The organism is Glaciecola sp. SC05 (assembly GCF_041380235.1).
In the GTDB taxonomy this organism is placed as follows: domain Bacteria; phylum Pseudomonadota; class Gammaproteobacteria; order Enterobacterales; family Alteromonadaceae; genus Glaciecola.
Window position 1 is genome coordinate 1 of record NZ_JBGIYY010000015.1, and the last position, 14,739, is coordinate 14,739.

At 44.2% G+C, this 14,739-nt stretch carries 10 protein-coding genes and 1 pseudogene; 5 read left to right on the plus strand and 6 right to left on the minus strand.

Features of this window, described 5'->3' with window-relative positions; translation table 11 throughout:
- The 3 genes and pseudogenes from AB9H30_RS13755 to AB9H30_RS13765 form a co-directional block, all read right to left on the minus strand.
- A pseudogene (locus AB9H30_RS13755) lies at positions 1-231 on the minus strand (hypothetical protein); the annotation flags it as partial.
- 309 nt (positions 232-540) lie between these two features.
- On the minus strand, positions 541-1,293 hold the full coding sequence (locus tag AB9H30_RS13760) for a hypothetical protein (RefSeq protein WP_371195270.1): 753 nt from the start codon (positions 1,291-1,293) through the stop codon (positions 541-543).
- Positions 1,294-1,614: 321 nt separating this feature from the next.
- Positions 1,615-2,148: a DUF4410 domain-containing protein gene (locus AB9H30_RS13765; protein ID WP_371195271.1), complete on the minus strand. Its 534-nt coding sequence runs from the start codon at positions 2,146-2,148 to the stop codon at positions 1,615-1,617.
- 540 nt (positions 2,149-2,688) lie between these two features.
- On the opposite strand from AB9H30_RS13765, the gene AB9H30_RS13770 reads away from it, so the two are divergent.
- Positions 2,689-3,945: a PotD/PotF family extracellular solute-binding protein gene (locus tag AB9H30_RS13770; RefSeq protein WP_371195368.1), complete on the plus strand. Its 1,257-nt coding sequence runs from the start codon at positions 2,689-2,691 to the stop codon at positions 3,943-3,945.
- 27 nt (positions 3,946-3,972) lie between these two features.
- Positions 3,973-6,684 carry an ATP-binding protein gene (locus AB9H30_RS13775; RefSeq protein ID WP_371195272.1) on the plus strand — a complete coding sequence of 904 codons (2,712 nt, stop codon included), beginning with the start codon at positions 3,973-3,975 and terminating at the stop codon, positions 6,682-6,684.
- Positions 6,685-6,816: 132 nt separating this feature from the next.
- Here the strand turns inward: AB9H30_RS13775 and AB9H30_RS13780 are convergent, their stop codons facing one another.
- Positions 6,817-7,557, minus strand: coding sequence for a helix-turn-helix domain-containing protein (locus AB9H30_RS13780; protein ID WP_371195273.1), 741 nt, complete (start codon positions 7,555-7,557; stop codon positions 6,817-6,819).
- Between the two features lie 385 nt (positions 7,558-7,942).
- On the opposite strand from AB9H30_RS13780, the gene AB9H30_RS13785 reads away from it, so the two are divergent.
- Positions 7,943-9,046: a patatin-like phospholipase family protein gene (locus tag AB9H30_RS13785; protein WP_371195274.1), complete on the plus strand. Its 1,104-nt coding sequence runs from the start codon at positions 7,943-7,945 to the stop codon at positions 9,044-9,046.
- Between the two features lie 426 nt (positions 9,047-9,472).
- Entirely contained in the window at positions 9,473-11,563 is a 2,091-nt protein-coding gene (locus AB9H30_RS13790) for a hypothetical protein (RefSeq protein WP_371195275.1), read from the plus strand.
- A gap of 40 nt (positions 11,564-11,603) precedes the next feature.
- Here AB9H30_RS13790 and AB9H30_RS13795 read toward each other — a convergent pair whose 3' ends face one another.
- Both AB9H30_RS13795 and AB9H30_RS13800 read right to left on the minus strand, forming a co-directional pair.
- Positions 11,604-12,650 carry a N(4)-(beta-N-acetylglucosaminyl)-L-asparaginase gene (locus AB9H30_RS13795; protein WP_371195276.1) on the minus strand — a complete coding sequence of 349 codons (1,047 nt, stop codon included), beginning with the start codon at positions 12,648-12,650 and terminating at the stop codon, positions 11,604-11,606.
- Between the two features lie 104 nt (positions 12,651-12,754).
- On the minus strand, positions 12,755-13,144 hold the full coding sequence (locus AB9H30_RS13800; RefSeq protein ID WP_371195277.1) for a RidA family protein: 390 nt from the start codon (positions 13,142-13,144) through the stop codon (positions 12,755-12,757).
- 237 nt (positions 13,145-13,381) lie between these two features.
- Here AB9H30_RS13800 and AB9H30_RS13805 point away from each other — a divergent pair, with 237 nt between their 5' ends.
- Entirely contained in the window at positions 13,382-14,707 is a 1,326-nt protein-coding gene (locus AB9H30_RS13805; protein ID WP_371195278.1) for an amidohydrolase family protein, read from the plus strand.
- Positions 14,708-14,739 lie beyond the last annotated feature (32 nt).

Here is a 14,739-nt window from a genome sequence, read left to right on the forward strand (position 1 = left end):
AGTAACATATTCTGGATTTTCAATCGGGGTTGGTTTAACGGGCACATAATGTCCAGAGAATACTTGCCTTGGCGCGTAATCAATGCCGTTTTGGGTAGCATCAGGATCGCAGTTTAGGGTATTGATAAAAGAGTAATCAGCCAGCTTACCAAGGTCTTCAAGGGTGGCAACAGTAACAAAACTTTCATTTACATGGCTTTCATTTGTGTTGCTGCTATTTTGCGTATCCATATGTCTATTTTCTCAAGGTTTTGTCATTAAGATTGTTCAGAATACCTTAAGTTTACCATGCAGAGATTGCATTGTTAGTGCAATAGATCTAGCTGAATTAACCGTATTCGTCGTTTTCTAGGTCTCAGCTGTGTCAAATCGTTGCGCATTTAAAAACTCGATATGCACAGGCGTTGAGCCACTACTTGACGAACCCTGACAGCCTGCTGGGCCGCAAAGGCAACACCAACTCAAAGCATCACAATGACGAATCGAGCACAAGGGCTACCCATCTTTATTCTTTAATGTGTTTGGTAATTCGGCGCAGGATCATGGCTGCGTCTCCAGTAATGAAGCTTCAGGCGGGGTTTCACCTAATTTAATCAGAAGTTCGCGCGAAGCCCGGCTAAGATCCTTTGCATTTTTTGACAAATAGTTGCTTAACTCAAAACGATCAAATATAAGACTAGAAAGCGCACTATTATTGCAAGCCTCCTCGTAGCTCACATTTAAGCTTAGAGCTGCCAAACCGCTCAGTCCATCACCGTCTATTATTCGTCTGAACACATCGATATCTTGCAGTTGTGGCCGCGTTAACGAAAAGCTTTCACCGAACTTTGAATTTGTGGCGACGGTGCTAATGTTTTCGGCATAAACCGAAAAGATGCTGCGATCTTCTGGAGATATATTGTCTAAAAACGCATCTGATGTAAGCATGAGGTCAATCGCATCATCGCGTACATCAATCCCTAAAATAAACCGCAGAGGTTGTATGTTACGAATCAAGCGTGCTTGCGCGCCGTTTTCTTCATTGCACGCTTCAAAATCTCGTATCACCTCAATGGCTGCCTGTTGATAGTCGCTTGCGCGCTTTAAAAAACTTTGCGAGTTAAGCAAATTGGCTCTGGCCTCTTCGATAACGCGGGTACGGGCTTGTTCATAAATTAAGTTATCTTGGCGCGCAGCGCTCCAATTGGTGATCTGAAACGCGATAAGAATGCCGAAGATGACAATCACAAAATCAAGACAAACTGCAAACCAATTTTGCTCTTTGATATGTTGAGTTAAACGGCGCAGGATCATTGGGTGACTTCCTTATCAGTTGCAAACAAAGGTGTAAGCGACTATTTGGCTAAGGCTTTACTGCATTAGCAACAAAGCATTGCTAGAAATAGGTCGCCATTGTAGACGTCAAACCCAATCTCATCATTGACTTCCAAGACTATGCTTGTGTTGATAAACGACAATAACCACTTGCTAACGAGATTGCATCCAAATATTCGGCGAGCAATCGTGTTGCTGCATACAAAAATTCGAATCCATAATCATCAAATGACATACGTCACTTTTAGATATGCACCTGTAAACATCAACGGGCACATTTCTAAGCGAGGCTTCGATAAGCTAGTTTGACTTATGCTTATGTAGCTCTTTTAGGGTTTCTTCAGCAAAGCTTTCATACAACCAGCCCATTCTTGCGTCATCTTGACCGCCAGCTAAGCCGCCTAAAGCATATGCAACTGATACTTCAAAGCTATCCAATACCTCGCCATTAGGGTCTTTTATAACAATATCGCCCGTAATCGAGTCGTTACCTGCCATGAATCCCCACATTACAGCAGAGAAATTAGAACGAACGCGAATATCTGACACAACAATTTCAATGGAAGGATGCACGGCACCTTCTGTCGTGTCTATAATATCGCGAGCATCAAGCGCGCGGCGAACATGGTCAAGTAATTCTTCTTGGTTGAATTTTAGGTTATCAGCAAGTTTCTCTTTGGCTTCTTTAGTGAGACTAATAGAAATGTCCGATATTTTTTCAGTTTTAAACGATGGTTCATTCGATTGTAAATCTTGTTTTTGTCTTTTTACACCAGAGGTACAGGCAAACAAAAATAGAGTGACAAACGATAATACGAATATTTTTTTTAACATTTTTATTCCTTTAATATTAATAACTTCCAATATTGGTGCTGCGGTACTAATTTCTTAAAGAAGTGTGCGATATCAGCATTGAAAAGTTGACCGAACGTCGGCCGCATTTATAATTTATCGTTAAGCTACTGTCAATGTTTATGAGGTTACCAAACTAGTATTACTTTTTAATCCCGACCATAGGCATTGCAGTCACTTTAAGCGCTTCAATCTTCTTCAAAGTGCCTATTAGCAATGGCTAACAGTATAACGGTATGTTTAAAATCGGATGGCTCTGATGGCCTAGAAGCTTCGTGGGAAGATAGCAAACGAGCCAAAGTCCATCTTTGCATCAGGCGACAAATTGCCACAGTGTGGATAGATAAGTTTCATGCTCGCAATTTCAGTAAATGGAGAACGCAAACCCTTATTCATGTAGGCCCGCATATTGCATGCTTCTTAGCTATACTTAAATTGAGACAAATGCATGACGCATCGCACAACATGACCAACAAAGTGACCAACCATCAAACCTCTATAGATACACTATCAAGTGCTAAGATGTCGCGGCGCAAGCTTTTGAAAAGTGCCGCCAAGCTAAGCGCAGTAGCCGCTACTTTACCGTTGACGACATTCGCTATTGGCAAGGCCAAGCCAAGCTTAAGAGTTTTGGGCACCCACGTAACCTTGCAAGACGAACTGCGCAAAAAAGCTATGGACGACTTAGGCATCAATTTAGTGTTTGAACCAAAAGGCAGTGCCGCGGTGTTGCAAAAAGCTTCAATGGCGCCTCAAAGCTTTGACTTGTATGAACAGTGGTCTAACAGCATAAACGTACTGTGGCGCTCGGGCTCAATTCAGCCCATCGAAAAACAGCGCATCACCCATTGGGATGAAATAAATAGCTTAACCAAAATAGGGCGCATTACGCCTGAAGCAAAACTTGGTGCAGGAGATGCGCCTTATAAGCTGCTCAATGTTCAAAAGGATGGCACTCTCGGTGAGCAACATAGCGAACAAATAAGCTTTTTACCCTATGTGCACAATGTCGATTCATTTGGCTACAACACCTCTGTCATTGAAAAAGGTATTCCATACGAAACAGAAAGTTGGGCGTGGTTATTAGACAAGCAGTATGCCGGTAGGGTTGCGGTAGTAAATGCACCTACCATTGGCTTGTTTGATTTAGCTTTAGCCGCGCAAGCCGCAGGCTATGTCACATTTGCCGATATAGGCGCAATGACCATTACCGAGCTAGACAAATTATTTGATCTATTAATTAGGCTAAAGCAAAGTGGCCATTTCAGTGGTTTTTGGACATCGGTGCCAGAATCTGTTCGCTTTATGCAATCTAAGCGAGTCGTGATTGAAAGTATGTTTTCACCGGCAGTATCTAGTCTGAATGGACAAAACGTGCCGGTCACATTCGCTGCGCCCAAAGAAGGTTATCGTGGATGGCATGGTGTAATGTGTTTGTCTGCCGCCACTAGCGGCCGACTAAAAGACGTTGCATACGAATATATGAATTGGTGGCTGTCGGGCTGGCCCGGAGCATTCATTGCCCGCCAAGGATACTATATTTCTAACCCCCAACGCTCCAAACAGTTTTTGTCTCAGGGCGAATATGATTATTGGTATGCAGGTAAAGCCGCGACCACAGATTTAAAAGGTACCGACGGAAATATATCAGTAAAACAGGGTGATATTCGCACCGGCGGAAACTATGAAAAACGCTTTGAAAATGTTGCGGTGTGGAACACCGTGATGCCTACCTATGAATACAGTGTACAAAAATGGTATGAGTTTTTAAGTGCTTAAGCTTTCTATAAAAGGACTCATCCGGGCATGATCAAGCTCAGCCTGAAGGCTCAAATTATCGTGTTCCTTGCGGTATTCATTGCCATTTTATTGGGCCAGCTATTTTTTGCGCAGTCTAATCAATCAGGGCTGGTGCAAACGTTTGAGGATTATCAAATTGCTCTGACTGAAGAAACCTTAGTAAAAGAACTCGAACGGGACGTGCTTGATTTACAGCGCCAGGTGCTCATATTCAAAGATACTGGAAGCTTATCTGCCGTAAACCAATTTGAGTCACTCATTGTTAGCGCTAAAAGCAAACTTGATCAAATTAAAATTTACATACCCATTACTCATACCGATGACAATACTAAAGCGACGATCCGGGCAATGGAACAGCACATAGAGGATTATCAAGAAAACTTTGCAAGTGTAGTCCTTGGCCGTCAGCAACGTGACTTGCACTTTAATGAGGGTCTGCTGGATGCCATAGAAGCACTGTTGAGGGAGAATCCTGTAGTCGATTTACCGCAAGAGCAGCAACGCTTAAAGCTGCATCTGTATGCTGCCAAAAACTTAGTCTTTCAGTACTTAATTACGCCCAACTATGCGCTAACCCAATCATTTAACGAAGAATTGCTGACCGCACAAAACATAATTAATACTGCCGCTATTTCTTCAGCAGAAAAAGAACGTTTTGAGCTGCATTTATCGGCCTTAAGCAAAGAGTTCAATCGCCTTACTCATGTCACTCAAGGCTATAGTTTTTTGGTCAGCGTTGTGATGGCCGGCTCGGCGAATGAGTTTCTTTATTTGTCGAGTGAGCTATCTGAGCAAGCAGCCATATATGCTGAACAAAACGACTTACAAATCAAACAAAATATTGACGACGCAAAGCTTCAAATGAATATGTCATCTTTCATTGGTATCGGCTTAGCGTTAGTGCTTGCTGGATTTGCAGCCAGTCGGATATTGCATCCTATTAATTCCATTACGCGGGTATTTGAACGCCTAGTGAAGGGCAATACCGAACTGAATGTGCCATTTTCTAACCGGCATGACGAAATAGGAAAGTTAGCGATTGCGGCAACGGTGTTTAGCCAAAAAAACAAAGAAACCGAGAAATTATTGAGTGAGTATCAACAGCTCAATGAGCGTCAAAATTTGCTTAATACACGACTTGCGGAATCAAAGCTGGTGGCGGAACAAGCCAATAAGTCAAAAAGTATTTTCTTAGCAAATATGAGCCACGAAATAAGAACGCCCATGAACGGTATTATTGGGATGGTTGATCTATCTTTGCGTCAACATCCCAGTGAAAATATCAAGGCAAACTTAGAAAAAATTTCGTACTCCAGCCAGATACTGATGAATGTCATTAATGATATTTTGGACTTTTCAAAAATTGAAGCCGGCAAGCTAGAAATAGAACAAAGCCTGTTTTCGTTTAGTTCGCTATTTGATAGTTTACTCGCCGTCGTGTCGATGCGTGGAGCTGAAAAAAACTTAAACATCTATTTATATGTCAGTCCAGATCTGCCTGTTAACGCTATTGGCGACCCACTCAGATTGTCGCAAGTAATTTTTAACTTAAGTAATAATGCGACTAAATTTACTCGCAAAGGAAGCATTGAAATACGAATTGATTATGAGGCGCTTAATGAGCCACACTCATTTTTACTAGTGGTAACGGTTAAAGACACCGGCATTGGTATGCATAAAGCTCAGTTAGAAAACATCTTCGAGCCCTTTGCACAAGCCGATGATTCCACCAGCAGAGAATTTGGCGGTACTGGGCTTGGCCTTTCTATCGTTAAGCAACTCACCGCCTTAATGGGTGGTGATGTCACAGCGCAGTCAGAGCTTGGTAAAGGCAGCACATTTATTGCAAGGTTTAAAATGCAACATGAGCCTTCAGCGCACGTATTATTGAATAAAGACAATGGGTTCCAGCACAGTATTTTATATATTACCGAGCCAAATCGAAGCAATGCTCTGCTATACGATGATCACGCTAGCCGAATCGCAAAAACAGTTATTTATATCGACCTAATTCAATGGTCACAATGGCAGACGAAAATAGGCGCAGAACACATCGTATTATTTGATATTAGTGAGGGACGCTATGCTCGAGGATTACAAAACATTGTTGACGACTTAAAGCTTCAAGGGGTTCGTTTTGGCTGTGTTTTACCCACAATGCCAGGCCAACTGCAGTCGATCCTCACCCAGCAGTGGCATTGCCCGATAATAGCGCACCCCTTCACACCAACTCAATTTTATCAGTTTGCTAGTGAGCTTTATGAGCATAACAGTATGTTTGCTTTACCAGCAACCACCGAAAGCGAAGCGAACGAATGCCATGAGGACATTGAGATTGAGGGTCACGTACTGCTTGTCGAAGATAACGGTATCAATCAAATCGTTGCAGGAGAAATGTTGCATTCCTTTGGTTTGACTTACGATATTGCCGAGGATGGCCTCCAAGCAGTCACCAAAGTTAAAAACTCCCCTCATTACGATTTGATATTGATGGATATTCAAATGCCATTGTTAGATGGCATGAATGCGACTCGAAAAATCCGCGAGGCGGGGCATCATGATGTGCCCATCATTGGTTTGTCTGCTAATGCGATGAAAGAAGATTACATGCAGGCTAAGCAAAGCGGAATGAATGAATATCTCACTAAGCCTATTCGACGAAACACCCTATTGGCGACACTCAAAAACTACTTGGTTGAAAAAGGCACTGCTAATTAGTAATTGATTGCTTTTAGTTAAACCGTTTTGTGCTTTTACTAACAATAGGGCTTATATTCAGTGCGTAAAGTTTTGAGTAAGGATGATTTATACCTGTTGAATATGTTGATTGCTAGTGAGCATAAAACTTAACTACTTATTGGGTTTTAGCAGTGGTTTAAACAAGCCATATCGCCAATTTCGCATCGCTAACACCAACGTGAAGCCCTTGCGGTGCTCCAAAGGCAAAGATGCATCTTCAGTGTTCATTGCTTCGAACTCTCTAGCTATACGTTTTAACTTTCGCTGAAATTCACCATTGCTTTGCGAGCTTAACATCCCGTTTAATACGAGCAGGCTTTCATCATCAAAATTAAAGCGCTTTTGAAAAAATTCTTGACCAATTTTTTGCTGAAAGAACTGCTGGATCGGCCCGTTATCTAACCAGCCGAAGTTTGGCGCCACCAGCAATTTGATGCGATTCGCCGGCAGTAACTCAATGATTTTTAGGCGGTCAAGCTGGGCGAGTTTTTGTATACACTCAGCATCTGTTATTTCATAATATTCAACAATTTGTGCCATGCTCCACTTATTAAGCACGCAAACCGTAATCAGCAGCAGCGTGAGATCCGTGGTTAATTCAGCTTCCTGTTCGGCGCTTAACTGATGAAGCTGAGCGCTTTGTGCCTGCATTAGTGCAGTTAAATCAGAAATCTCCAAGCCTAGTAGCTGGCAAACTTGGTCGAGCCTTTGCAAAGAAAAGCTCTCATCCGCGAATAGGCGCTTAACACTTGCCTCAGATAATCCGAGGCCTACAGCCACATCTGCATAGGTTTTACCATGCAGCTTCAAGGTTTTTTTTAAGGTATTAATTAATAAAGTGGTTTGTGCCATCGCAATATATCGCAGCTAATTTAAAAAAAGTAATAGGGCCAGTGTAAATTAAGTCTTATCTATCTCAAGCCTTAATAACACTAAGCGTCACTTAACTAGCAGCATCAAGCATTACTTTTAAGTTATACAACCACGGTCAAACGTATAAAATTTCTCTTTGCCGTTGAAACGACAACCGCTTTGCAGTCTTGTAAAATAATTCTTGGGTGTTTATATTCAAACATGCTCTAAGCACTCATGTCAGGTTATTGTAATTTTGAAAATATCACTATTTGCCTCTGTACTTAATGTTTGTCGCATGCGCCTTCACTCAAACCGTTTACTCTCTCAAACGAGCATTATTATATGGATTGCCGCTTTGTTATTCGCTACAGGATGTTCGAACATGCCTACCCGTGAACTGTCTACCGTATCTATTCCCTATGTGTCGCTTCCTAACGGACAAGATCCCCTTGATCCTTCTAAATCGCTTAATTTGAGCACTTTAGGTCCAAGCAGTGAAAATGTGGGTATATTTGCTTATCACGAGCAGAAGCGAGGCCACGCCCTAAACATTTTGCAAATATCTGGCGGTGGTCAATATGGTGCGTTTGGTGCAGGCTTTTTAAATGCTTGGCAAGCAACAGGCATGCGGCCCGAGTTTGATATTGTAACCGGTGTAAGTGCTGGAGCTTTAACCGCGACTCACGCTTTTTTAGGCAGTCCTGAAGACGATAAAGTAATATCAGACATTTTCACCAGCATAGACAAAAAAAATATATATAAACGTCGAACTCTACTGAGAGTCTTAATGGGTAGCGATTCGCTATTCGATACAACTCCTCTTGAAGAGTTGCTAAAAAGCGTAATAACTCCTGAAGTTCTTATGCGCGTAGCGGCGGCGGCTGATGACAACAGGCAGCTATGGGTTGGCACAACAAACTTAGACTACAATCAAACTTGGGCGTGGAACATGACCCTAATTGCACAAGAAAATAAGCCTGGGGCTTTGGATCTTTATCGCAAGGTTTTGCTTGCGTCAGCCTCTATGCCGGTGGCTTTCCCACCGGTTGAAATAGACGGGCATTTGTTTGCAGATGGCGGTATTCGTGCCAACATACTGGTGCACGGTTTAGTTGAGAACAAAGCCCCCAAAGCGCCGCTTTATGAAGGTGGTAATGTATTTGTGATCCACAATGAGCCTCGCACTAGCGCGCCTGCTCCTTTGCAGCCGAATCTTCAGGGTATTGCCAGTACTGTATTTGCCCAAATGATGAGTGCATCAGTAGAATCTGTTTTATTACGATCCTATTACAGTGCAAAGGCGCACGGCTATCAATTTAATATGGTAGATATTCCTGATGACGTGCCGGTTGGCAAAAATCCACTGGCCTTTGACAAAGTTGAAATGAAAGCCGCTTTTGATGCCGGCGTTGCGGCGGCAAATGAATCACAACCCTGGCAACATACACCGCCAAATATGGGTGATTATCCAGATTGGGCGCTATAAATTGAAGACCGCATTTCATCATGTCAGGCACATGTTTTTCTGACGGTTTAACTACCTTGCTAAATTGGCACCCTTAGGTTTTATAGCTTTAATCTTCGTAACTTTTAAAAAACAAGCAGCTCAATAGTGCTAAAAGCAGCATTGATTAATGGAGTAAGCCAAGGAATAGGTAGAGCAACCCACTAGCCTTTGCAAAAGCCGATTACAGTAATAGCCCACAAGTTTTATAGCGCAGTCTTTACAAGGTTTTCGATAAGAAATGCTGATCAGGTCGCATGGGAATTGAATTCGCTTCAAGCATAGAATACATTTAGTGTTTCGCTTTACCACGCTTTAAGCATAGCGCTGGCCTAGTTTTACTTTTTTATTAAGTCGGGTATAAATTTATGTGCCTGTCTTTATTTTTTATATCTGGACGTCGATACGATGAGCTCTGTTGCTAATTTACCTGTGAAACCATGGAAACCAATCAAAGTACAACTATTCGGTCGTTTCCGTGTGAGAGCAGCCAACGGCAGTGAGGTCGATATAAGTGGTAAACGAGTTCGGGCACTGCTGGCAATGTTGTGTTTACATCCGGGTGAGGCTATCGAGCGAGAGGAAATTAGTCAGTTATTGTGGCAGGGCAAGTTCAGAGCACAAGCTCGCGCTAGCCTGCGTCAGACATTGCTGGAATTAAAGCAACAACTAAGTGAGGTTTGCGACGACCCGTTTTTAGGCGGTCGCGAGCAGCTCGCGATAAGAGCTGATCTAGTGGGTTCTGATTTGATAGATTTGTTCCAAGCGCTTTCTAAATGTCAGTACGAGTCAGCTCATTCACAACTGCAAACTATAGGTACACAAGCACTTCTTGAGGGGCTGGATAACGGTCAGGACCTAGGTCTGGCATTTGCTGAGTATCTTGATACAAAACGCTCTCAAATTGATGCCCAGCTAGTCCAAGCGGTAGACCAAATACTCAACGATACAAGCGTGCGTAAACTAGATTATATTCGCAGTTGCCTACGTGATACCTTGCAGCAGCGGGGGCAAGATAGCACGACTCAAGAAGGCTTGATTCGAATTGCAGTGTTGCCTTTTGCATTGCAAGAAGCAGATGAATCATTGCAACTGTTTGCTAATGGCTTGTTTGAAGAGTTAATCACCACGCTGGCTCAGATCCCCCAACTGCGGGTGGCCGGTCGTGGTTCAGCGCGTCAGTTTGCCTCTTATACATCAGCTATCGATACAGCCTTTAAACTCAAAGTCACCAATCTAGTCGAGGGTGCGATTCGCCAGCAAGACAGCACCATTATCGTTCACGCTGCTCTGCTCGACGGTGCCGACGGATGCCAAAGCTGGTCTGGTCGTTTTGATGGTCAGGCCGACGATCTATTTTCCCTCCAGCAAACACTGGCGGCAACCCTCACCGAAGAGTTGGGTCTTGTACTTAAGCGCCAAATAAAGCCACCTCCAGTGCGCCAGCGCAGTACCGTTAACAAAGATGCTTACTCCTTGTACCTTCAGGGCAGAGCCTTAACCGTTCGAGCGATTGGTGACGGTGTACTGGCTAAGGCCATTGAGCTTCTTGAGGCTGCTTTGGAGATTGATCCCGACTTTGCCGCTTGTTGGACTGCATTGGCCGAAGCACATGTTTACACGGCGGTTTTTACGCCCTGCTTGGATAGACTCGGGCAATCACAGAAGATGGCCTATTGTGCTAAACGAGCAATTGAATTAGACCCAAAACAAGGCCACGCAAGGTCTATGTTAGGCATTCAGCGCTGGACCGAGAATGATCCACTTGGCGCGCTAGACTTAGCCTTTGAGGCCTATAGCTTAGAACCAAATAATCCAGATGTTTTGCTACGCCTAGGTTCTTTCTTGCTTTATATCGGTCGTACCCGCGAGGCCTTGCCCTATATTCAAGCCGCGGTCGATCAAGATCCAGTTAACGGTCGCAACTACGCGATGCTATCTGTGGCACAGCTCAATTTAGGCAATATTGACTCAGCTATAGAAGCCGGGAAAAGTATGGTCGATTTAGGCTTACCGTCAATGTGGCTCGGTGTTGCCACTGCAGCATCAGGTGACCGCAAACTCGCAGTGGATCAGTATCGTCAGACCATGAAGCTGATGAATAAAACGATGTTCCCGCCGGCGGGCTCCAAACCCCTTAGCGGGGCAGCCCTCATCGCGTTTTGGGAAACTGCTGCGCGAGGAGTTTGCAGTGGCAAGATTATCCCCAGAAAGCTATATTGCGCTTTGCTGGATCATCTTCACAAAACACTTCACGACCCATACGATATCAGTATTGTGCAACCGGCAATCTGGATGGGATACTCAGACATGGTATTCAAGACACTAGGCAAGCAGATTACGCCGGCAAACATGCCTTGTATGATGTCCTTATGGGCTGATATCGAGCCAATTAGACAGACTCGTTTACATCCGGATTTTCTATCCTTTGCCAAGCGTATCGGGCTGGTGGCAGCTTGGGACCGGTATGGTTGGCCAGACTTACTGCCCTCAGTGTAGATAAACCGCTACCAAAGAAAGTTTAGCGAGCAAACTCATGCTAGATCTTTGGAAGCGGCACTTTTAGCTTTCCTTGGGCGGTTTGCACTGAATAGCTAAAGCCCTCATCAATCCATCCGGCTTGAGCGCCGCCGTGCACGCCGTCTACACGAACTGCAGCTATAGCACCGCCGAACTTATAGCCTTTATCGGTAATGCGTTTTATAGCGGCTTGCGCTGCATCCCTCGGGTGCATCCCTTGGCGCATTAATTCAACAACGTGATACGTCGGCATAAAGCGCATCATGACATCCCCATTACCCGTTGCAACTGCACCGCCAACATCCTGGTCTCCATAAGCGCCTGCACCGGCGATAGGTGAATCGCCTACGCGGCCAGGTATCTTAAACTCCCGCCCATTGGTGGAACAACCGACACATAAATTACCTGCCGCATCTAAAGCGATAGAACCCACGGTGTCGTGACCAACTAAGGTATCTTCTTTGAATGGCTCTGGGGCGAAAGCATCACTTTGTTCGCCTTTTGCAGCCCACTCTTCCCATCGCGCTTGCGACACCGCATTGGTAAGAGATGTCTCTTTAAAGCCCATGCGCACAGCAAATCGAGTAGCATCATCTCCAACTATTAATGAATGCTGAGTTTTCTCCATTACTTGACGTGCAACTGAAATCGCTTTTTTTACCCGCTTTAAACAGCCAACCGCGCCCACATCATGAGTCGGCCCCCATAAAATCATGGCATCCAGTGTCGTTTCGCCAATTTCATTGGGCACTCCACCGTAACCAACCCAATATTCATCGGGTAGCAATTCGACATAATTGATTGCGGCTTCAACCGCATCCAAGGCCGACCCGCCGCTTGCTAGGAGTGGAAAGCCAACTTCGTTAGCGTCAGGTCCAAAGTCCCATGTTGTTAAAATGAAAGGTTTACCAGGCTCAAACTTGCCCTCGAATGATGAATGTGCTGGACTACTTTCCAATCCACTTGAAACTGAAGTTGCCGCTAATGCAGCTCCACCCGTGGCCGTTTTGATGAGGAAATTGCGACGAGAAAGGCTTGATTTAGGTACCGTGCGTTTATTTGTCATGATGTGCGACCCCTTAGCTGCTAATACCTTGCAAATGCTGACTATAATTGAAATTTAGAGTGCGGGATAGAGCAAAGCTATCTGTAACCTTGTTAAGTCTAGTGCTACAGATGAGCAATGCATTTTATTTCAATTTGTAATTCGCCTTGAACAAGTGCAACTACCTGTACAACAGTTTGACTTACTTCGGGTTTACCACCATAGGCAGATTCTCTTATCCCATATACGGCTTCAAGGTTATCCATCAACGCATTCATGTCTGTGACAAAAAAGGTTTCATCAACAATATTTTCCATAGTTGCACCAAATTGCGATAGCACATGTTTCATGTTTGCGTAAGCAATAGCGGTTTGTTCAGCAATGCTAGCTGGCACTATTCCGTTGTCGTCTATACCTACTTGTCCAGCCATATAAAGCACATTTCCTACTTGAGTACCTTGTGCTATGTAATCTTTGAAGGGGCCATTTCGATATGTTTTTTTGTGAGGTGTCATTATTGAATCTTCTTTTTATATTGTGTCAGCATTTGTCGTCAGAAAAAGATATGGGAGAGTTAGCGGGACTACAATAGCGTGAGAGTAAAAATGACGCTACTTTGACGCTAGCAATATTGTGCTTGAGCTAACTTTTTCATACCTTTTAGTTTATGCAGAGTGCTTTGGCTGTTGGCAGGGGGCTGACGGGTTGCACCAGCTTTGGTTTTGATAAACCAAAATTCGAGAATATTCCCAATGAAATCTTTCAAAATCACCACTCTCTTATGCCTGTTTGCAGGCTTCACTCAAGTTCATGCTGCAGAATGGGACATTATCCATGCGGGTACTCTGCTCGCCGTGCCGGGTGAGTCAGTGACTGCACAGCAAAGCGTTATATTAAAAGATGGCAAAGTCTATGGCATAAAAAATGGTTACATTGATGCATCAGACTTAAGCATGGACAGTAGCGATTCTCTTGAAATCCACAACTTAAAAAATCACTTTGTGACGCCAGGTTTTATTGATGGGCATGTGCATTTAACCTTTGCATTTTCACCCACTGCTATGCTGAGCATGGTGCAGATGTCGGATGCAGACACTGCCATGCTGGGGGCAAAACACGCTCGCGACACGCTAATGGCCGGTTTTACCACCGTTAGAGATGTGGGCGCTTGGACCGATGATGCCATCTTTGCTTTAAGAGACGGCATCAATGCAGGTTATGTAGTTGGCCCCAGAACCTTTGTTGCCGGCAATCCTATTGCAATAAACGGCGGTCATGGCGATTTTACCCATAGCTTTAAAGAGTCTGTAGCCAATGTACTGCGCACATCGGGCGTGTGCGATGGTGTGACAGAATGTCGCAAAGCGGTAAGAGATCAAATTCGGCGCAAAGCCGACCATATTAAACTGACTGCTACAGCAGGCGTGTTGTCTGATAGCAATGCAGGCTTGGAGCAACAGTTCTTTGAAGATGAATTAAGTGCAATTATGGATACCGCCAAACTCATGGGACGCAGGGTAACTGCTCATGCACATGGTGCCCAAGGCATAAATGCAGCACTAAAAGCGGGCGCAAACACCATTGAGCACGGCACTTTTTTAGATGACGAAAGCATTCGTTTGTTTATTGAAAACAATGCTTATTTGTCGCCTACGCTTTCAGCCTTTGAGACTGGCAGGCAGTTACTCAACAATCCTAATAGTTATTTAACCGGCAATCAGCGCGAAAAGGCCGAAGTAGCTATGAACGCAGCCAACACCTTTGTAAAACGAGCCCATGAGGCAGGCGTTAATATCGCACTGTCTACTGATGCAGGCGTGGGTCCTCATGGTGACAATGCTAAAGAGTTTGAATTACTGGTGAAGTACGGTGGCATGACCCCCATGGAAGCGATTACTGCTGGGACGCTCAAGGGTGCTGACAATATTGGCAAACTCGATGAATTGGGCAGCCTAGAAGCGGGAAAATGGGGAGACATCGTTGCAGTAAAGGGCAATCCACTTGACGACATCACCATTTTGCAAAACGTCAGCTTTGTGATGAAGGAAGGCCTGGTTTACAAGCATATTGCAGACTGAGCTTACAAGTTGGAGCTAATGAAAGTCGCTAT